The 20407-nt window shown below is 55.6% G+C and carries 20 protein-coding genes; 10 read left to right on the forward strand and 10 right to left on the reverse strand.

The annotated features are described in order from the left end of the window. Positions 1–8 precede the first annotated feature (8 nt). A complete protein-coding gene (locus NWAT_RS07810; protein ID WP_013220570.1) occupies positions 9–668 on the reverse strand; it encodes a protein-L-isoaspartate(D-aspartate) O-methyltransferase in 660 nt (219 codons plus the stop codon). A gap of 197 nt (positions 669–865) precedes the next feature. Continuing rightward, positions 866–1975 (reverse strand): ferrochelatase, encoded by a 1110-nt coding sequence (hemH, locus tag NWAT_RS07815; protein WP_013220571.1) that lies wholly within the window; start codon positions 1973–1975, stop codon positions 866–868. Between the two features lie 257 nt (positions 1976–2232). On the opposite strand from hemH, the gene NWAT_RS07820 reads away from it, so the two are divergent. The 3 genes from NWAT_RS07820 to NWAT_RS07830 all read left to right on the forward strand — a co-directional run bounded on the left by NWAT_RS07820 (position 2233) and on the right by NWAT_RS07830 (position 4319). Then, the gene (locus NWAT_RS07820; protein ID WP_013220572.1) at positions 2233–2724 is read left to right on the forward strand and encodes a hypothetical protein; all 492 of its coding nucleotides are present in this window, start codon (positions 2233–2235) and stop codon (positions 2722–2724) included. A 108-nt stretch (positions 2725–2832) separates the two neighbouring features. Continuing rightward, positions 2833–3612 carry a CAP domain-containing protein gene (locus NWAT_RS07825; RefSeq protein WP_013220573.1) on the forward strand — a complete coding sequence of 260 codons (780 nt, stop codon included), beginning with the start codon at positions 2833–2835 and terminating at the stop codon, positions 3610–3612. 59 nt (positions 3613–3671) lie between these two features. Continuing rightward, entirely contained in the window at positions 3672–4319 is a 648-nt protein-coding gene (locus NWAT_RS07830; RefSeq protein WP_339367422.1) for an IS607 family transposase, read from the forward strand. On the opposite strand, the gene NWAT_RS17380 is transcribed toward NWAT_RS07830, so the two are convergent. After that, complete coding sequence (locus tag NWAT_RS17380) at positions 4320–4745, reverse strand: hypothetical protein (protein WP_157679844.1); 426 nt, start codon at positions 4743–4745, stop codon at positions 4320–4322. Between the two features lie 15 nt (positions 4746–4760). Between NWAT_RS17380 and NWAT_RS17385 the strand changes: the two genes are divergently transcribed. Next, positions 4761–5192, forward strand: coding sequence for an RNA-guided endonuclease InsQ/TnpB family protein (locus NWAT_RS17385; protein ID WP_157679847.1), 432 nt, complete (start codon positions 4761–4763; stop codon positions 5190–5192). Positions 5193–5323: 131 nt separating this feature from the next. Here the strand turns inward: NWAT_RS17385 and NWAT_RS07840 are convergent, their stop codons facing one another. Further along, positions 5324–6742 carry a multicopper oxidase domain-containing protein gene (locus NWAT_RS07840; RefSeq protein WP_013220574.1) on the reverse strand — a complete coding sequence of 473 codons (1419 nt, stop codon included), beginning with the start codon at positions 6740–6742 and terminating at the stop codon, positions 5324–5326. Positions 6743–6795: 53 nt separating this feature from the next. Further along, positions 6796–8190, reverse strand: a complete 1395-nt coding sequence (locus tag NWAT_RS07845; RefSeq protein WP_232420057.1) for a TolC family protein — start codon at positions 8188–8190, stop codon at positions 6796–6798. 147 nt (positions 8191–8337) lie between these two features. On the opposite strand from NWAT_RS07845, the gene NWAT_RS07850 reads away from it, so the two are divergent. The 6 genes from NWAT_RS07850 (at position 8338) to NWAT_RS07875 (ending at position 16014) form a co-directional block, all read left to right on the forward strand. Continuing rightward, complete coding sequence (locus NWAT_RS07850; RefSeq protein WP_013220576.1) at positions 8338–8547, forward strand: hypothetical protein; 210 nt, start codon at positions 8338–8340, stop codon at positions 8545–8547. 36 nt (positions 8548–8583) lie between these two features. After that, positions 8584–8964: a hypothetical protein gene (locus tag NWAT_RS07855; protein ID WP_013220577.1), complete on the forward strand. Its 381-nt coding sequence runs from the start codon at positions 8584–8586 to the stop codon at positions 8962–8964. 91 nt (positions 8965–9055) lie between these two features. Beyond that, a complete protein-coding gene (locus tag NWAT_RS07860) occupies positions 9056–9499 on the forward strand; it encodes a hypothetical protein (protein ID WP_013220578.1) in 444 nt (147 codons plus the stop codon). Between the two features lie 88 nt (positions 9500–9587). After that, on the forward strand, positions 9588–10925 hold the full coding sequence (locus NWAT_RS07865) for a TolC family protein (RefSeq protein ID WP_013220579.1): 1338 nt from the start codon (positions 9588–9590) through the stop codon (positions 10923–10925). Then, positions 10922–12799: an efflux RND transporter periplasmic adaptor subunit gene (locus NWAT_RS07870; protein ID WP_013220580.1), complete on the forward strand. Its 1878-nt coding sequence runs from the start codon at positions 10922–10924 to the stop codon at positions 12797–12799. The genes NWAT_RS07865 and NWAT_RS07870 overlap by 4 nt, the downstream gene beginning before the upstream one ends. Further along, positions 12793–16014 (forward strand): efflux RND transporter permease subunit, encoded by a 3222-nt coding sequence (locus NWAT_RS07875; RefSeq protein WP_013220581.1) that lies wholly within the window; start codon positions 12793–12795, stop codon positions 16012–16014. Before NWAT_RS07870 ends, NWAT_RS07875 begins: the two co-directional genes overlap by 7 nt. Before the next feature lie 14 nt (positions 16015–16028). Here NWAT_RS07875 and NWAT_RS07880 read toward each other — a convergent pair whose 3' ends face one another. The 5 genes from NWAT_RS07880 to NWAT_RS07900 all read right to left on the reverse strand — a co-directional run bounded on the left by NWAT_RS07880 (position 16029) and on the right by NWAT_RS07900 (position 20393). After that, positions 16029–16682 (reverse strand): ABC-type transport auxiliary lipoprotein family protein, encoded by a 654-nt coding sequence (locus NWAT_RS07880; protein WP_013220582.1) that lies wholly within the window; start codon positions 16680–16682, stop codon positions 16029–16031. Next, entirely contained in the window at positions 16679–17566 is an 888-nt protein-coding gene (locus tag NWAT_RS07885) for an MlaD family protein (RefSeq protein WP_013220583.1), read from the reverse strand. The genes NWAT_RS07880 and NWAT_RS07885 overlap by 4 nt, the downstream gene beginning before the upstream one ends. Position 17567: 1 nt before the next feature. Continuing rightward, on the reverse strand, positions 17568–18356 hold the full coding sequence (locus NWAT_RS07890) for an ABC transporter ATP-binding protein (RefSeq protein WP_013220584.1): 789 nt from the start codon (positions 18354–18356) through the stop codon (positions 17568–17570). Continuing rightward, the gene (locus NWAT_RS07895; RefSeq protein WP_013220585.1) at positions 18353–19483 is read right to left on the reverse strand and encodes an ABC transporter permease; all 1131 of its coding nucleotides are present in this window, start codon (positions 19481–19483) and stop codon (positions 18353–18355) included. Before NWAT_RS07895 ends, NWAT_RS07890 begins: the two co-directional genes overlap by 4 nt. 238 nt (positions 19484–19721) lie before the next feature. Beyond that, a complete protein-coding gene (locus NWAT_RS07900) occupies positions 19722–20393 on the reverse strand; it encodes a cation diffusion facilitator family transporter (protein WP_013220586.1) in 672 nt (223 codons plus the stop codon). Positions 20394–20407 lie beyond the last annotated feature (14 nt).

A 20407-nucleotide genomic window follows, 5' to 3' on the forward strand; every position in this document is an offset into this window, starting at 1 on the left:
GAAAAAATTCAACGGCTGGAATGCTCTCCCGTTAAAGGCACAAAAGACACCCCAAGCACACGCTGGGTGTCAATTTCATTGTTTTCCTTTTTTGTTACCACCCTAAGCTCTTGCTGAAAGCCAGCTCCCAGAGGAAGCACTAGTCGCGCTTCTGGCTTGAGCTGTTCGATCAACGGCTCGGGAATCGAAGGCGCTGCCGCCGTCACCATGATCCCATCAAATGGCGCTTGTTCCGGCCAACCAAAATAACCATCGGCAGTTTGAACCTCAACATTAGTGTAACCAAGCCGCTCCAACCGCGCCTCCGCTTGTTGCGCTAATTCCTCAATAACCTCAATGGTGTAAACTTTTTTTACCAATCTAGAAAGAATCGCTGCTTGGTATCCTGAACCTGTTCCCACCTCCAGGATGATATCCTCAGGTTTGGGATCCAACAGATCAGTCATCAAAGCAACGATATAAGGCTGGGAAATGGTCTGCCCACATCCGATAACCAGAGGAGCATTATCATACGCATAAGGGCGTTGTTCATCCGGCACAAATTCATGGCGCGGCACAGCCTTCACGGCTTCCATAACCCGCCCACTGAGCGATTCTTTACCAATCCAGCGTCGAGTAATGCCAACTTCCCGCTGGATATCCCGCAACATTTCCCGATGAGATTTCATAAATCCTCCGAAGGAAACCCGCGATATGAATCGCGGGGGAATTAGGCTATAACTTTTTTGCCTAAAGGCATCCTCCAGGGTAAACAGTTCAGGACGATTTTAGCAGTGCATAGAAGGATGATTCCAGCAGACAACACCCGCTGGGTAAAACCCTGAAGGTCTCCTATTAGTGTATCCCGCCCTAGTTAGTTACTCACTTACTGCTTAGCGCCAAGCGCCAAAGCCCGTTGACGGCTTCTTTCAGCAGCTTGAACCGCCGTCTCCCGATCCCTCTCTGAATTGGTTTCAGACCACCCTTGAACATGTTGCTCAACCAGATCAGCCAAAGCACGGATATGGGCAGGTTCATCGTTAAGCGCGGGAATATAACGATATTCTTCTCCTCCTGCTTGCAAAAATAGTTCCCTGTTACGCTGGGCCATCTCTTCTAGGGTTTCCAAACAATCGACAGCAAACCCAGGGCAAACCACATCCACCCGTTTTATTCCGGCTTCGGCCCACGCTTGCAAGAGATCATCAGCATAGGGCTTTAGCCATTCTTCACGGCCAAAACGGGACTGGAAGGCTATTTGCCATTCGTCTTCTTTTAATTCTAAACGCTCTGCCAAGAGGCGGGCGGTTTTTTGGCACTGGCAATGATAAGGATCGCCGGCCAGTAAATACCGTTTTGGCAAGCCATGGAAAGACATAAGCAAGCGCTCTCCCCGCTCCGCCTCCTTCCAGCTACGCTGAATCGTCTCCGCCAATGCCTCAAGGTAGCCTGAATGATCATGGTAGTGGGTAATCATCCGCAACTCCGGTATCCAGCGCCAACTGGAAAGCACTTGAGCTACCGCATCAAAGGTAGAACCGGTAGTACTACCCGAGTACTGGGGATAAAGAGGAAAAACCAATAACCGCTGGGCTCCTGCCTGACGCAGTTCCTCCAGCGCCGTTTCGATGGAAGGCGAACCATGCCGCATTCCCAACCTGACTTCAATAGCTCCTCTTCCCCGGCTATCCCATTCCGCTTGCAGGCTTTGTCCCACACGCCGGGCAAAACTCAGCAGTGGAGAGCCATCTTCCCGCCAGATACTTTGATAAAGACGAGCCACTGGGGACGGCCGAATACGCAAAATAATGCCGTGGAGAATAAGCCACCATAAAGGACGGGGCAACTCCACCACGCGCGGATCAGATAAGAAGCTAGCCAAAAAGCGCCGCACCGCAGATGCCGTAGGCGCTTCTGGTGTTCCTAAACTGGCCACCAAAACGCCGATACGGGCAACCGTATCATGGCGGTAATCCGAATAACCTTTAAAATTCACTGTAAGTTCCTAATCTCATCACCGCAAGGAAAAGCGACCTATAGACCTATATTATATAGTTAAGTGCTTTATTGTATCCTGCCATGAGTAGGGCTGTATAAAGCGAGGCAGGTGGACAGGCCGGAAAAAGTAAGGTTAGTAACTAAAGATAACATGGGGGTAAGTAACGATTCATCACCTATATCATCTAAAATATACAACAGAATTTTATTCTGTCCGTTCCACTGAAATCCTCTATAGAATACAGATTCCTCCTAATGCGCCGTTCTAACCCACTGCTTCCTTGCTCTTTCTCCTCTATCGATAGGGGTGCCGCAATTTGGGCCGGCATCATTGCAGGTGTGTTAGCAACCCTGGCCCAGGGAGTGATGTGGTGGATCTTCATCGACGACATTCTGAACTCCTTATTTCGAGACTCTCAATTAACGGCGGCCCTGGTGATGGGCGAAGCCGTTCTCCCCCCACCTATCCGCTTCAGTCCAGGAATTATGATCGTAGCGGCAGGTATTCATTTTGTGCTATCCATTTTTTACGGCATCCTGCTAGCATGGGCCATTCATCGGCAGTCCTGGGAGATGAGTCTGCTAACGGGCGTCGTTTTCGGACTAGCGATTTATGCCCTCAACTTATATGGTTTGACCATCCTCTTTCCTTGGTTTACCGAAGTACGAGGCGGAATTACCCTCGCCGCTCACCTTGTGTTTGGTATCACCGCTGCCGGCGCTTATCAGCGGCTAGCGCGGAAATAAAAAGAGTTTCATTGAGAGAGGCGACTAGGGAAGAGACTGATGTTTTATAATGGACGGGGACGACTAGAGTATCTTAATCTGCCAGCTAACTGAGAAACGCCCTTACGGATGTCCCGACAAAATCTTTTAATCTTCCTTTTTGCAGCATTTCTCCTTCCTGCCTTTACTTATGCAGAGGAAGAAGCGCCCAAATCCAGTAAGGCTCCTGTGGCTCAGCCTCGGCAAGAGAAAAGTTCTCCCCACCTAACCAAAGCAGCGAAAGGAATTATCAGCCGCACCAACACCTTCCGCCAAGAAAAAGGGCGCCAAAAGCTGGCAGTCAACCCAAAGCTTAGGGAAGCCTCCCAGTATTTCGCAGGATTTATGGCCCGTACGGGCCAATATGGCCACCATGCGGATGGCAATCAACCAGCGGGACGCGCGAGTAGATACGGCTATCAGTATTGCATCATTTCCGAAAATATCGCCTTTCAATTCAACTCAGCGGGCTTTACCACCGAGAAGTTGACCCAGGCGTTCTTCCAAGGATGGAAGTCCTCGCCAGGTCACCGCAAGAACATGCTCGATCCAGCGGTGACAGAAATTGGAGTGGCGGTAGCGCAAAGTAAACAGAGCGGCTATTACTATGCGGTGCAAATGTTTGGCCGCCCAAAGTCCCTGCGTATCGAATTTCAGGTCGCCAATAACACGGCTACCGCCATTCAGTACAAGCTCGGCAACCAGCTATTCCCCCTTCCGCCGCGGGCCATCCGAACCCACCAGCTGTGCCGCTCAGAAAATTTGCGCTTTCATTGGCCAGACCAGCAGGAAAATACCCTTGTACAGCCCAATAACGGGAATCGTTATACCATCAGACGGGAAGGGCAAAAATTCCGGGTATTTAACTGAGGGTTAAAATTTATACTAATCTCATCTAATCTATGAAAATGCACAAGAGATGAGTAAAAATCGGCGAAGCCGCCAAATTGTTAGGCACCACCCCGGATACCTTTAGAAAATGGGAAGTAACAGGAGAGCTGCTACCTGCTAGAAAAACCCAAGGCGGGACTCGCTATGACGCTGTAGCGGATCTGGTAGGTCTGACTAATGAAAGCAGTCCAACGGTGTGTTATGCCCGTGTCAGTAGCCATGACCAAAAGGAAGATTTAGAACGCCAGCATGGTATGTTGGAGGCTTACTGCGCAGCCAAAGGCTGGAAGTCTGAGGTGATCAAGGGTCTCGGCTCAGGAATGAACGACCGGAAAAAGGATTTAAACAGGCTGCTTGAACTTATTCTACGGCGAAAGATGCGGCGGCTAGTGATTACCCACAAAGACCGGCTTTTAAGGTTGGGCGTGGAGTTGATTTTTACCCTCTGCGAAATTCAAGGTATTGAAATGGTGATTCTCCATAAAGGAGAGCAACCCAGCTTTGAGGAAGAGCTAGCCCAAGATGTTTTAGAGATCATTACGATTTTCTCAGCTCGACTATACGGCAGCCGAAGCAGAAAGCACCAGCAAACCATAGAGGCTTTAAAAATTGAATTAAGACCCACCACCATCCAAGCCGAGTATCTAGACAAGGCGTGTGGGTCCAGGCGTCATTGCTATAACTAACTACTGGAGCACTTCTCTAAGCCTGACAATAAGTGGAGCAAGGCGGCGGCCTACCAGCACTCTATAAAAGTTATCCGGCCGGAGTTTCCCTGGTATGGCGAGGTATCCAGCCGGGTGACCCGCAACGCCATTGACGATTTGGACAGCGCCTTCAACCATCTCTTTCGGCGGGTGAAAAAGGGAGAGAAGCCGGGTTTTCCCTGCTTCAAGAAAAAGGATATCAACGATAGCTTTGCCTTGCGAGAAAAGACTAAGTTTGAAGTTAAAGGCCGCAAGCTGAGGATTGAAAAACTGAAAACAAATATCCCCATGCGGCAGCGGTTGCGGTTTGAAGGAATGCCCAAGTAAGTCACTATCAGTAAGCGAGCAGGAAAATATTTTGCCTCCATTCTGGTGGACACCGAAGACTACAAGGACTATAGCCACAACAGAGCGCCTTCTGTGGGCGTTGATTTTAAAGCCGTACTCCATGAGCTGAGCCATCAGCTCACGGCCAGCTATGACCGGATTGCTATAGAAGACCTCAACGTCAAGGGCATGGTAAAAAACCGAAAATTGGCCCGTTCCATCGCCGATGCGGGCTTCGGGATGCTGCGCCAGTTGATTGAGTACAAAGCCACTCTTCGTGGCTGCACGGTTGAGCTCGTGGATAGATTTTTCCCTTCTAGCCGGATGTGCTCGGGCTGCGGCCAACTCCACGACATCACGCTCGCGGATAGAGCATTGGCCTGTGATTGCGGGGTGACCATTAACCGCGATCTCAATGCCACGATTAATTTAAATCGGTACCGTCGAGACACGCTCAAGCCAGACCTTAAACGCACGCAAGAGCCGCGTAAGACCGCGCTAGCGGCATGGGTGTGGTCGGCGTGAATAAGTCTAGGTTTTCTACAGATTATCCTAGTCTTTTATGAGCGGTCAGAAAAGAATAATCTCCCTTGACGGGGGGTGGAGGGGATAACTTCCAGTCCCCAGGAAGCTATGAAAAATAGTCCACCCTTTACTCATTTACGCCGGGCCACAGCCTCAAAGATTTCACCTGGCTGGATAGCCTCCTCGCTATGCATCACCCGATCATAGAGATCCTCTGGAAGCACCCGCAGCACGGTCATCAGCCCTTTAACGCCCTCATGCCACTGCTTGCGCATCCCCCGGGTCTCCCGCCGTCCATTAAGCTTGCGCATCGCCTCAGCGTTCATCTCCATGCCCTGCATTTTTTGCGGGTAGCCCGGAACCTCGAAAGCCGGTCGCGCTAGGGAAGGTTCCACCGGCGGCCGGTTAGGTAAATCCGCCAGGTAACGGGACACATCCACTTTTTTGCGGATACGGGGTCCCACCTGTTGGGTCATATGATTCATCATGTGATGAGTCATATGGCAGTGAAAAATCCAATCCCCCGGATTAAAAGCGATAAACTCAAAATCCTGAGCCATGGCCACGCCTGTCAAGGTGGTATTTCTCGGGACCCAGGCGCTAACCGGGATACGCCCCGCCTCGGTGCCCGTCAACCAAAAAGTATGACCATGGAGATGAATAGGATGATGCTGCATGGGGCTAAAGTCCATCAGCCGTATCCGCACCCGCTCTCCGTGCTTGCACACCAATGGGGTCGTATAAGGACCGCTGCGCCCATTAATGGTGTGCCAATTCCAATCCATGGCCATGGAATCAGGGGTAGCGGTATTTGGGAAGATAAAAAAATTCTGAAAAATCAGGCCAAAATCCCGGTCTACTGGAGGATCGTAGGCTATCCGGGGGTGAATGATAAAAAAGCCCGCCATTCCAAACGATTCCTGCATGGTGACATGGGAGTGATAGAAAAAGGTACCTGCCTGATGGAGATCGTACTCATAAACATAGGTTTCTCCCGGCGGGATCAAATCTTGTGTCAGGCCAGGTACCCCGTCAAATTGCACGGGTAATTCCAACCCGTGCCAATGGACGGTGGTGGGCTCTGGCAATTCATTATGCACCACGAAACGGACCCGATCGCCTTGGAAAGCTTCGATGGTCGGTCCTGGCAGACTACCGTTATACCCCCAGACATTCATAAACTGCCCTGGCAAAAACTCCCGCTTCACCGGGGTACAGCGAATCTCAAATTCTTTGACTCCGCCCACCATTCGCCAGGGAATCTTGCCCAAATCAGGCGCTTCGAACGGCACCGGCGGAAGACCCGATTGTCGCAATCCGGGCACTAACTTTCCCAAATAGTGATCCGATTCCGGCGGACCGCCGAAACTCGGATGATAGCGCGAGTAACGGGAGAAAGAGGACTGAGCGGAGTCGGGACCGTTAGCCTGCTTCTGTCTCGATCCGGCTGTCGGCTCTTGCCCTTGGACATCTCTTCCGCCCAAAGCGCCCGCCGCTACCGCCGCGGTGCTGGTGGCCAGAAATCGCCTGCGGCTTAGGCCCTTTTTCATCAATGAACAACCTCCTTGAGAAATTATGGGGAGCATGATGCCATGGCTCGCCCTTAACGGGGTTTAGGTACCGAATCAATGTGACCGGGAGGCACCACACCCGCTGGCGGCTCCAGCCCCCCTACCAAGAGAAAGCCATCAATCGCCACCTGGGCTTGCCGCCAAGCTACCAACTGGTCAATATAAATCAGGCGACGATGAAAAAAGTCGTGCTGTGCCTCCAACACCCCAGACCAGGTCTCCCGATCCGCCCGATAGCTTTTAAGGCGCGTGACATAGCGCTGCTCCGATTGGGGCAAAATGACATTTTGATACTCCGTGACCTTTTGCAGCGCGGTGCGAAAACGGCGGAACCAGTCGGCCAAGGATTGGCGCAAGCTGAGTTCCGTCCGGCGCACCTCATTGCGCTGGCGTCGCCAATCCGCTTTAGCCTGCCGGATGGTGCCTTGATTCCAGTCAAAAAGGGGTACTTCCACAAAGGCCCTCACCCCATAGACGGTCTCGGAAGCCTCGAAGTTTCGGCCGGCAGAGCCTTCAATAAACAGGTTGGGAATAGGTTCCACTTTTTCCCGCTGCACCATAATTTCATCGGCTTTAAGATTGGCATGGGCTGCGGCCAACTCCGGGCTCTCCGCCAATAGCCGCTCCAGGGCCTCTTCCCACACCAGGGGCTGCAAAGGAGCTTCCAACTTCCCCGTCACCTCCCCCAGGGGTTGCAACAAACCAATAATCGCTCCCAGAGTCTCTCGCTCCATGGCCAAATCATTCTCCGCCTGCTGCACATTGAGTAGCTGTGCCTGGCGTAGAACCCGCGTCTGGTGAAGATCGGCCCGATTGGCCTGTCCCACGTTGAACATCTCCTGCACCGTCACCTGCCTATCTTCCGCCGTCTCTAGCAACTCTTGTTGAACCTCAAGCTTACGCTCGGCGCCCAAGGTTCGGTAAAACTGCATACGCACCCCGTTGATCACCCGGTACATCTGGGCCAGGGCAAGAAGCTCCGCGGCAGAAGCGCGGGCTTGGTATTTCTCACGGCTCAGGCGCAGCTTCCCCGCCGTGACAATTTCCTGGCGGATAAATCCCCCTTGAAATTCACCCGCGGTTCCCCGCACGTTGATTTGCTCACCGATATATCCTATGACCGGATTGGGATAAAGCCCCGCTTCCAGGGCCTTGGCATGTTCTGACTGGATCTGGGCTTTGGCCTGGGCCAAAGTAGGGTTGTGCTGCCGCGCGAGGGCCTCTAACTTGCTCAAGGAAAGCGCTTCTCCCCCCGTTAGCACAGGCTCGAGGGATGAGACGCCGCCAAATAATGGCTTCCTTTCCCCTGTCCGCTGAGGCGAAGCGGCGGTAGTCCCGTTTTCAGGTTCAAAGGGCGCGCTTTGCCCTGGCTGTCCCCCCAGGGAAGGGAGGTTATGGCTTGCGCAACTGGTGAATATGAATAGCAAAGCAAGGGCTATTACTCCTACAACCGGTAGGCGATTACACGCTCTGGGGGAATGGCTTATTTTCATTAAAAACACCGGAGGAGAGATTATTTTTTATATAGACGTGCCAAAACGCTTTTTCTAAATTTCTATTTCAAGGATAGACCATTGCAGTTTAAGATAAAGTTTTATGCCTTGTCCGAAATGCCGCGGTATCGAAGCTATAAAAAACGGTGTATAGAACTTTATCTTGAAGGGATTGGTTTTCGTGGTATTAAATGCTTGAGCGGCGTTTCTAATGTCACTGTTAGGCGTTGGGTTAAAAAACGGGGTGATGATATTGAACGCCTCCGCCCGCAAGCGGGGGAGATTGATTGAACAAGTCAAACAGGATCTTGCAATGGAGACAATACAATGAACAGAATCTATGGAGGACTCGTACCAAAAATGGTGCTGGCAATAGCCTTTATTCTTGCACCCATGTTTGCCCACAGCCAAGGTTCAGGGATAGAGGACATCGAACAGGCGGTCGTCAACGCCCAAACCAAAGCTGACCATGAGCGGTTAGCAGCCCACTATGAGGAAGAAGCCAAGCGCTTGGAAAAAAAATCGGAAGACAATCGAAAACTAGCCAAGGTATATGCAAAAGAGACTGACGTTTACCCCCTCAAGCGCAGTTATACGGTGCAACACTACCAAGACTTAGCTCGCCTTTATAAGGAAGCGGCAAAAATTAAGCAGGCGCTTGCAAAATTACAGCGCGAATTAGCAATGGAAGTAGAGCAAGAGGATTAATCCAGCAACGGGAGACACTCAGTTGTAGAACTTAGTGCTGGGAATTATCGGCGCTTGCCTAGGAAGTATAATTACCCATAAACTTTAGCGCATGAGGTTATTTCGTAATCTCCTGCTGCGGCAAATGATGACGGTGGGGCTTTTCCTGCTGACAAGCTTGGGCACCCCGTTCCAGGAAGTCTTTGCCTGCTCCCTTATGGATGATAAGCCCCGCTTCGTCTGTTGCTGCGGCCAGCAGGTGACGGATGGCTGCGAAATGGAAAGCGGATGCGGCGCCTCCGAGAGCCGCACCGGGACGGATTGCTGCCAGGTCAGCGTGGCCCAATTAGCGGGCCTCCACGCCCCCTCGCCCACCTCCCCCCAGCTACTCGCGATGCTGTTGGACGGCCCTCAACCTCCCCCTGCCATTCTTCCCCCCGCCACCTTTGTGGTGGCGTTACCTAGGCCACTTCTCACCGCGCCCCCTATCCCCCCTTTCTCTTCTGGGTTCCCTGGAACTCGCACTTACCTGTTTACCCACCGCTTGCGAAATTAAATAGACCTCCGGTCTTTGTACAGATTAAGCGCAGACTCATGCCAATGCAGGCTGTGCGCCGCTTTATTTCTTTTCCCGGAGGTCTTTCATGTTTTATAGCGCCCATTTGTCCTATGAACTCGGTTTGATCGCGGCACTGGTCATTGCAGGCACCCAGGTATTTGCGAGCGAACCGGACCCGATTGCGGGACAGCCACGGATTACGGTGACGCAATTGGTGGAATCGGTACTTAGCCACCATCCGGGCCTCAAAGCACGGCAGGCCGCGCTTGAGGCCGCAGAGTACCGCATCGCCCCGGCAGGCGCCCTGGACGATCCCACGCTGAGCTATTCCACCGCCCCCGACACACTCGACAGCTCCCGCAGGTTCAACCAACGGCTGGGACTCAGCCAAGCGTTACCTTGGCCGGGCAAGCTGGCGCTCCAGAAACAGGCGGCACAAGAGGAAGCCCGCGCTATCGCCGAGAATGAAGGCGCCTTACGCCTGCAAGTCGCGGCAGCCGCCAAAACCCTCTTTGCTGAATGGTTCTACGTCCACCGGGCGTTGACCATTAATCAGGACCACCAAGCACTGCTACAAGAACTTCGACGCATCGCCGAGATCCAGTATGCGACCGGGCGCGCGGGGCAGCAGGACGCCTTGCAGGCTGAAGTGGCCCAGGCCCGCCTTGAGGTTGAGGCGGTCACCCTCGATCGCCGTCGCCGCGAAGTCCAGGCTCGTATCAATGCCCTACTCAACCGCCCGCCTCAAACCCGAGTGCCGCTACCCGCCGGGCTTCCCCAATTGACCATCCCCCTCCCTCGGCTCGCCCAACTCCAAATGACCGCACTGGGCGCGCACCCTGAACTCGCGCGTATTCGCGCCCGTATTGCCGGAGCGAAGGCTCAGGTCGGGCTAGCCGAGAAGGACTTCTACCCAGATTTTCAAATCATGGCTGGTTACAACAGTTTCTGGGATGATCCGGCTAAGCGTTGGACTCTCGGCTTCTCCATCAATCTTCCCTTCGATTACAGCAACAAGCGGTCAGCGGCCCTAGACGCCGCTCGCGCCGATCTGCGCCAGGTCCGGTGGCGTTTCACCGACCGGGAGGCCCGACTCCTGGGGGAGCTGGAGGCCAGCCGCGCCGCGGTTGAAGAGAATGAAGCGGTGATCAAAGTCTATCTCCGCCGCCTGGCGCCCCTCGCCCAGGATAATCTGGAGGCCGCCCGGGCCGACTACCGGGCCGGCGCCGGTCCCTTTCTCAATGTTATTGATGCTGAGCGCCAGCAACTACGCACCGAGAACGGATTAGCGCGAGTACGGGCCGATTACTTGCGCCAGCTTGCCCAGCTAGAGCAGTGGATGGGCATCCCCCTAGACCAGCTGGCCGACTCTATTTCAGCGCCCCCGGCACCTCTCCCACCTGCCAAGGAGATCACGCCGTGACCCGATTCATCCTCCTCTTTATCGCTGGAGCGGCATTGCTAGCCCTAGGTATAGTCATCGGATGGCAACTCCCGCCTTCCGCATCGCCCGGCGTGACCGCACCCAAGCCCACGGGCCTTCATCCCACCTATCGCTCAGGCCCGTTCCGGGTGGGTGTGGCCCTACAACCGGCCACGCCACAGGTCGGAGAAAACCGGCTCCAAGTGGTACTCGAGGACCACAAAGGCAATCCTATCCGTGGTGCCCAAATCCATGCCGTGGCGGAGATGCCCGCCATGGGCTCCATGCCCGCCATGCAGGCCCCGGCGGAGATGCAAGCAATCAAACCAGGCTTGTACCAGGGTACCTTTGATCTCTCCATGGAAGGCAGTTGGCCATTAACGCTGCGCATTGCCAAGCCGCCGGCGGGTGAAACACGGCTAGTGTTCGATTTGGCAACCGGGCGCGAAGGGTTACAGCTGGCTTCCGGCGCACGGCCTCTAGAAACGGCACCCGAGGTGCCCACCGAGGCCGGCGCTCTGCCTTATGTGGCGGGTCCCTATCGATTCGATGTGGCGCTAGAACCCAAAAAACCCGTCGTGGGCAAAAATATCGTGGTGATTTACCTCCAAAACAAACAGGGGCAGCCACTCCAGAATGCCCAAATTGAGGCGATGGCTGCAATGCCAGCGATGGGTTCCATGCCGGCCATGGAGGTACCCGCCGAGATAAAGGAGCTCAAACCCGGCATCTATGGCGGATCACTCGAATTACCCATGGAAGGCAGTTGGCCGTTGACGCTGTGGTTCAATGGGGCCGGTACTCCGGAACACACGGTAATACTGGATATGACCACCGGCCGCAGGGGGTTGGAGGCAGCCTCCGGTGCTGTTCGTGCCGACGGCAGTGAGGAGTCCCTTGAAGCCGCGCCTACCGGCACGGTGACTGTGGATGCCCGCCGCCGGCAGCTCATCGGGGTGGAGACCGCACGGGCGCAAGTCACAGATCTGGAGCGCACAATTCGCGCTGTAGGGCAAGTAAGCTATGACGAGACGCGGCTTGAGGATATAAGCTTGAAATTCGATGCCTGGGTGGGCGAGTTGTATGCTGAGTATGTCGGCGCACCGGTGAAAAAAGACCAGCCCCTGTTTACGGTGTATGGCCCGGAACTGCTAGCAGCCCAGCAGGAATACCTTACGCTCAGACAGCGTAGCGCCTCATCCACTCTCCTTGATGCCGCCCGTAAACGTCTTGAACTGTGGGATATGACCAGCGGGGAGATCGCCGCCTTGGCGCGGCGGGGCGAGCCCCTCGATTACGTGCCCATCCACGCGCCGCTCAGCGGTACGGTAGTCATGAAGAACGTGGTCGAGGGCACGGCGCGCCAGGCCGGAGAAACGCTCATGCGCATCGCCGATCTGTCCCGGGTCTGGGTGGAAGCCGAGGTTTACGAGGCGGAGTTGCCGCTAATGCGCGCGGGTATGTCGGCCGAGGTGCGCCTGCCTTATCTGCCGAATCAGGTTTTTCAAGGCGACATCGATTACGTTTATCCTTACCTAGATGGGGATAGCCGCACGGGGCGCGTGCGCATTATCCTGGAGAATCCCGACGGCGTGCTCAAGCCCGAAATGTACGCCGAGGTGAAGCTCAAGGCCGATTTGGGTCAACGGCTTACCGTGCCCGAAGAGGCGGTGATCATCGCTGGCAAGACCCGCATCGTGTTCGAGGACTTGGGCCGTGGGCGACTGGCGCCGCACCGGGTCGAAACCGGTCAGCACGCGGGCGGGCGGATCGAGATATTAAGTGGCCTTAAGGCCGGAGATCAGGTGGTGACCTCCGGCAATTTTCTGATCGCCTCCGAAAGTCGGCTCAAGGCGGGGATAGAGCAATGGTAAGTGAACACCAGGGCAAGGGGCATCCCCCCGCGGAAGGCACCAATCTTAGCGCGCTACAGCGCCTCATCGGCTACTGCGCGCGCAACCGGCTGTTGACCTTGGTCGCCATTGCGGCACTGGCTTTCGGCGGCTATCGGGCGCTGATGCAAGCGCCGCTGGACGCCATTCCGGATCTCTCCGAGGTGCAAGTGATTCTCTTCACCGAGTGGCCGGGGCGCAGTCCAGACCTGGTGGAGGATCAAATTACCTATCCGCTGACAACGACCTTGCTGGCGGCGCCTGGCGTCAGCTACGTGCGCGGCCAAAGCTTCTTCGGCCTCTCCTTCGTCTACGTCATTTTCGAAGACGGGGTGGATATGTACTGGGCGCGCTCGCGGGTGCTGGAGTATTTGAACAGCGCCACGGCGGACCTACCTGAAAACGTCAATCCCACCCTGGGGCCGGACGCTACCGGGGTCGGCTGGGTGTACCAGTACGCGCTCAGGGATACCAGCGGTCGGCATAATCTGGCGGAGTTGCGCTCCTTGCAGGACTTCAACCTGCGTTATGCGCTGGAGGCCATCGAAGGCGTGGCCGAGGTAGCGTCCGTAGGCGGCTATAAGCGCGAATACCAGATCAGCCTCGATCCTAATAAGCTGGCTTCACTGGATATTCCGCTCAAGCGGGTAGTCGAGGCGGTGCGTGCTGCCAACAACGAGGTCGGCGGACGCCTCCTGGAGGTGGCCGGCTACGAGCACTTCATCCGCGGCCGAGGTTACGTGCAATCGGTTACTGCTCTGGAACAGGTCGTGCTGAAGACGACCACGGGCGGGGTCCCCGTCACCCTCAAGGAGGTCGGCACGGTAGCGCTCGGATCGGCCATGCAGCGCGGCCAGGCGGAATTGGATGGGGAGGGCGTCACCGTCGGCGGCATTGTGGTGATGCGCTATGGCGAAAACGCCCTATCGGTGATCAACCGCGTGAAGCAGCGGATGGCCGAGATCAAGCCGGGGCTACCCGAGGGTGTGGAGATCGTACCGGTTTATGACCGCTCCACCCTGATCAAGCAGGCTATTGATACCCTGCAAAAGACTCTGATCGAAGAGATGATCATCGTCTCACTGGTGATCCTGGCCTTTCTGCTGCACCTACGCTCCGCGCTGGTGGCGGTCATCACTTTACCGGTGGCGGTGCTTATCGCCTTCATTCCCATGGCTTATCAGGGACTGACCGCCAATATCATGTCGCTGGGCGGCATTGCGGTCGCCATCGGCGCCATGGTGGATGCGGCCATTGTCATCATCGACAACATCCACAAGCGGTTGCACCACTGGCAGGCTGGGGACACGCCGCCGGAGGAGAGGGCAAAATCGCGCATCGATGTGGTGATCGAGGCCATGCAGGAGGTGGGGCCGAGCATTTTCTTCTCCCTGTTGATTATCACCGTCTCCTTCCTGCCGGTGTTCGCCCTGGAGGGCTCCGAGGGACGGCTGTTCAAGCCGCTAGCCTACACCAAGACCTATTCCATGGCATTTGCCGCGCTGCTCTCCCTCACCTTGATTCCAGCCCTGGCCGTATGGCTCATCCGCGGGCGTATCCGCGCTGATCGCAGCAGGCTCAACCGCTGGCTGGTGGCGGCCTATCGGCCCCTGGTGCGGCTAGCCATCCAGCTGCGCTGGTGGGTGGTAGGGTTGGCCGTGATTGCCTTATTCGCCACAGTGATCCCGTTTCGATCACTTGGCACTGAGTTCATGCCGCCGCTCAACGAGGGATCAATTCTCTACATGCCTACCGCGCTGCCGGGCATGTCCATTACCGAGGCAACCCAAACCTTGCAGACCATGGATCGGATTATCGCCGGCATCCCGGAAGTGGAGCACGTATTCGGCAAGGTCGGCCGTGCCACTAGCGCCACCGATCCGGCCCCCCTATCCATGGTGGAAGCCGTAATCACCCTCAAGCCCAAGGAACAATGGCGTCAAGGGCTTGCCTGGGAGGATCTGATTCAGGAGCTGGACCAGAAGCTGCGTTTTCCCGGGATGCCCAACATTTTCTGGATGCCCATCCAGACCCGCACCGAGATGCTGGCTACCGGTATTCGCTCCGCCCTGGGGATTAAAGTCTTCGGGCCGGATCTGGCCACCATCGAAAAAACGGGGGTCGCCATTGAGAAAATCCTACAGAATGATCCCCGCACCAATCCCCATACCCGCAGTGCGTTCGCCGAACGCACCACCGGCGGCTATTTTCTCGATTTTACTATCCACCGGGTCAGCGCCGCCCGCTTCGGTCTCAACGTCGAAGACGTCCAGCGCGTCATCATGGCGGCTATCGGCGGGACCGTCGTATCCCAGACCGTGGAGGGGCGCGAGCGCTACAATATCCTGGTGCGCTATGGGCGTAGCTACCGCGATAATATCGCCGCCTTGGAACGGGTGCTGGTGGCAACGCCAACCGGCGCCCAAATTCCCATTACCCAGGTAGCCGATATTGCCTTTACCACCGGCCCGCCGGCGATCCGCAGCGAAGATGGCCAGCTCGTGGGTTTTGTGTTTGTAGATGTCAAGCCGAGCATTGGGATCGCTGACTATGTGGCGTTAGCCAAGCAGGCAGTTGCTGATCGCGCCGCGATTCCCGCGGGCTACCGGCTCGAGTGGGCAGGACAGTTTCAATATTTCGAGCGGGCCAAGGCCAAGCTCCAGGTGCTCCTGCCGGCAACCCTGTTCCTGATCTTCTTCATGCTGTTTATGCACCGGGGCTCGCTTACGGAAACATTCATTGTCATGGTCAGCGTGCCATTTTCCCTGGTCGGTGCCGTATGGCTGCTGTGGTTCCTGAACTACAAGCTAAGCGTGGCCGTGTGGGTCGGTATGATTGCGGTGGCCGGCCTTGCGGTTGAACTGGGTCTGCTGATGATGGTCTATCTGGATCTGGCATACCGGGCGCGCCGGGCAGAGGGGCGCCTAAGAACGCGTGGTGACCTGCGCGAGGTTATTCAGCATGGCGCTAGCATGCGCATCCGCCCCATGCTCATGACCGGTATGACCCTGTTCGTAGGCCTAATGCCTATCCTATGGAGCGCCGGCAGCGGCGCGGATGTGATGCAGCGTATCGCCGCTCCGATGATTGGCGGGGTGATCTCAGCGCTCCCTATGGTGCTGATTGTTTTCCCGGCGATCTTTGCTATCTGGAAGGGACGGCCCCAGCGCGTAAACGGCGGTACGCCGATAACGTAAAAAGCAACTATGAATCAGCTTGCTGGGTGATTGGCGATGTTGATAAGACTCCACTCAACGAGTTGGCGGCTGAGTTCATCCACGGCTTGGCCAAATGCCTCGACGACTGATTCCAGGCGCTCATCCTGACTTTCGACAGGCACCGAGAAACGCCGGCTGGCCAGCAAATCGCGACTAGTACTGTCAATCAACTGAACATCGAGACGAATGACCGCCCAGGGTTTCTTCCCCCGATATTCACTGTGAAAGGCGTGCAACTCGCTAAGCAATAAAAAATCGCTGTCGACTGGATTATTCTCGCCAATTACACCAGCTAGGCGGCCATTGCGCCGAAAAACATCCATGAGATGATCGCGTAACAGGCTGGGTGCGTCCAAGCTCCAACGCGCCCCTTGATAGACATTTAATTGGTTCGATGTTGGCATCACCAGAATGCGCCGACCCTTCAATATTTCGTTAGCCTGGGGAGTGGCAATCCGCAGGATAGCTTTAAGCGGTGCCGCATTTGAAGCATCGACGGGCTTGGAGGGAGGAAGGATAAATGTCTGGAGAGGTGCCGAACTAGGCAGTAGCGTACAGGCCGGGAGCGTCATCGACAGACTCGCGAACGCCAGGAACATCATCCGCGAAATTACCCGCTGCCTAGTGATCCCGCAGACCGTTTTCATGGGGTAAATCCCTCGATGGTGTCTCTATTAAACAGGTACTCGGAAGGATTTTCTTCGAGACGGCGGGTGAAGCGATTCAAATTGTTCAGTACACTGTTCAATTCACTCAAGGCAGGTCCCAGTTGGCCCAGCCCTCGGTTGACGGAAGCCGCGTTGGCCGCGAGCAGCGACTCGATCTGGCTGCTCGAGCGTTCCAGCGCCGCCATCGCGTGTTGTGCGCTATTAAAAGCCTTACTCCCTTGTTGCTCCAACAGGACGTTAGCCTGCTGGCCGGCCCGGTTGAAGTTCGTCATCGCTTGAGCAAGTTCATCCCGTTGCGCAGCTAGGGTCGTAGTGATCTGTTCAATATCCACTAAAATCCGCTCAATACGCCCGAGGTTTTCTGGCGAGAGTAACCGATTGGTGCTGTTCAGCAACCGATCAAGGCTAACCATCAAGGTTTCCCCACCCGCCAGAAAAGAACGCAATGGTGAGGGTTCGGCGACGATCACCGCCGGCTGGTTAGGATCGCTGATAAGCCTTGGGCTTTGGAGCGTGCCGCCATGCAGCTGAATACTCATGCCACCGGTGATATTAGCCAGCATCAGACTGGCGCGGGTGTCCTGTTTCACCGGTACGTCGCTGTAAACTCGAATCAGCGCCCGAACTTGGCTGGGATCTTCAGGGTCCAGGTACAAATCCATCACGTCTCCCACCTTGATGCCGTTGTATAGCACCGCATTGCCAACGGCCAAGCCACTGACCGCCTGATCGAAGCGTATCTCATAATAGTCATAGTCGCGCTCGGCGCTGGACTTGCCCAACCACAGGGAAAAGAGCAAGATACCGCCAAGGGTAAGGAGGGCGAATAAGCCGATCAGCACATGATGGGCGCGAGGTTCCATGTCAATCCTCCTTCCATAAGCGATGGCGATTTCGCGCGGCGCGGGCGCGGGGGCCATGAAAATAGTCGCGCACCCAAGAATCATCAACGTTTTCGACCACCTCCAGGCGATCCGCCACCAGCACCCGTCGCTTTGCCAATACGGCAATCCGATCACAGGTGCTGTACAGAGTATCCAAATCATGGGTAACTAGGAAAACACTAAGCCCCAAGGCGTTTCTCAAGGTCAGCAGCAGTTGGTCGAAGCTCGCCGCGCCAATGGGGTCCAGGCCCGCGGTAGGCTCATCGAGAAACAGCACCTCCGGGTCCAGCGCCAGGGCACGAGCCAGGGCGGCGCGCTTGATCATCCCTCCAGAGAGCTCCGCAGGATACTGCAAGGCTGCACTCACTGGTAGCCCCACCAACGCCAACTTGATCCTGGCTAGAAACTCCGCCGCGCGCCGCTTGAGCCTAGCGTGCTCAATCATCGGCAAGGCCACGTTCTCTTGCAGGTTCAGGGAAGAGAACAAGGCGCCGCGCTGGAACAGCACGCCGAAGCGCCGCTCCAGCTGGGAACGACGCTGGCCCGACAACCGCCGCAGATCCTCGCCAAATATCTCGATACTGCCCGCATCGGGTCGGCGCAGGCCGATGATAGTACGCAGTAATACAGATTTGCCACTACCCGAACCACCCACAACGCCGAGAATTTCACCAGGATACAGATCCAGATCGAGATGTTCATGGACGCTGTGATGGCCAAAACGATTGGCCAGGTCGCGTATCCGAATCAGGGCTTGTCCACCGTTCACCAGCCCATCTCCATGAAGAATAAGGCGGCAATCGCATCCAGCAGAATCACCATGAAGATGGACTGCACCACGCTGGAGGTGGTGTGCTCCCCCACGGACTGGGCGCTGCCACTGACCTTAAAACCTTCCAGGCAACCGATAGCCGCGATGAAAAAGGCGAAGATCGGCGCCTTGGACAGGCCGACGAGAAAATGTTTGAGGGATATCCCCTGCAAAATGGTAACAAACTGCAATGCCGAAATATCCAGCACCACAAGGCACACCAACCCGCCACCAAGCATGCCACTGAGCATGCCGATGAAGGTCAGGATCGGCAAACTTAGCAGAAGCGCCAACACTCGGGGAAGCACCAGTAGCTCCGCAGTGCTCAACCCCAAAGTACGCAAGGCGTCGATTTCCTCGTTGGCCTTCATCGAGCCGATTTGAGCGGTGAAGGCACTGGCGGTGCGTCCCGCGAGCAAGATGGCCGCCAGTAGCACGCCGAACTCCCGCAGGAATGAAAAGGCGATGAGATCAACCGTGTAGATCGTAGCGCCAAAATTCTGTAGCACCGTGGCGCCAAGAAAGGCCACGACTGCGCCGACCAGGAAAGTTAGCAGGGCGACAATGCCAATGGCGTTCAAGCCAGTTTGCTGAATCTGCGCGACCAGGGCAGTCAGGCGCCAGCGGTTGGGGCGCCAGAAGGTGGCAGTTAGTGAACCTAGAATCAAGCCGATAAAGCCAAGCAACAGGAGCTGTTGCCGCCAGAACAACTCGATACGCTCACCGGTACCAGCCAACAAAGCGACAAGCGGTGACCTCGCTTGGCGTTGCGGTGCCAGCGGCATCGACATGGTCCGGACCACAGCGTCCAGTAACGCCCGACGGGCTGGCGTCAGGCCCGATCCCTCCTTCACAAACGCTGCCAGACGCTCGGCACCTAGCAACTCGACCAGCAGGACGGCACCCGCGGTATCCAGCCTGTTTAATCCACTCAGTTCAACGGTTGCATTCAGAGTATTGTTTTTCTCAGCTTGCGCCTTGAAAACGTCAATCCGCGACTGGAGTTCAGCGTAGTACTCCAAGGTCCAGTCACCAATGACATGTAAGCCGTTAGATCGCTCGTCGAGACGGCCGGCTTGAGCCATGCCCGGGTTCATATACTTTTCGGCGATTTGCTTGGAGGCTATTCGAGGCGCCTCCCACGTTTTTTAGGGCGCAAGCCATTCCCCGTGCGCCAGCGATAGAGCTTATAGCGAGAAATTTTGAAAATGCGCATCGCCTCTCTCTGGCTTCTGTCTCATTCCGAGGAAAGTTATAATAACGCATTCAGAAATCGATACAAAGCAACCATGAATGGCTATATAGAACAGGAAAAATCGTACGCTAAGCATTGTGCGATGTGTCGAATGGACGAATAGCTACCGATCCCGCGATTTCAGAATGGGGCGCGCGCAGCGATTGAATGGACTGCCGCAAAACGCTGAATGCAGATCTGAGAAATAGAGTCGCAATGAGACTTCCAACAAGAATATCCGGCCAGCGTGAAGCAAGTAAATAGCTACCCGCAGCAGCCAGTAAGATACCGACGTTCGCTATTAAGTCATTTCTGGAACACAGCCATGTGGAACGCATGTTGAGATTGTCGCTCCGGTGGCGGTAGAGCAGGAAAAAACAAACAAGATTTGCCGCAAGCGCCACCCCTCCGATAAGGCCCATCATCTCCACGCCCGGCATAATAGGATAGAACACTTTGTAGGCGGCTTCCCCCAGTACACCAAGGCCGAAGACAAGCATAAATCCCCCCTTTGCGAGAGCCGCCCCCGCCTGCCAGCGCACCGAACGGGCAAGCACAAAAAGGCTGAATCCATAGACCAAGGCATCGCCCAACATGTCGAGGGCATCCGCAAGAAGCGAGGTGGAGTGAGCCAACAGACCCGCCCAGCCCTCTACGAAAAACATCACGAGATTGATAATCAGCACAATCCACAATACGCGTCCATGACGTTCCCGGAGGGCGGTAACCTCGCAGCTTTTGTCCTCACAACAATTTGCCATTCCTCATACTCCCA

Source organism: Nitrosococcus watsonii C-113 (genome assembly GCF_000143085.1).
GTDB lineage: Bacteria > Pseudomonadota > Gammaproteobacteria > Nitrosococcales > Nitrosococcaceae > Nitrosococcus > Nitrosococcus watsonii.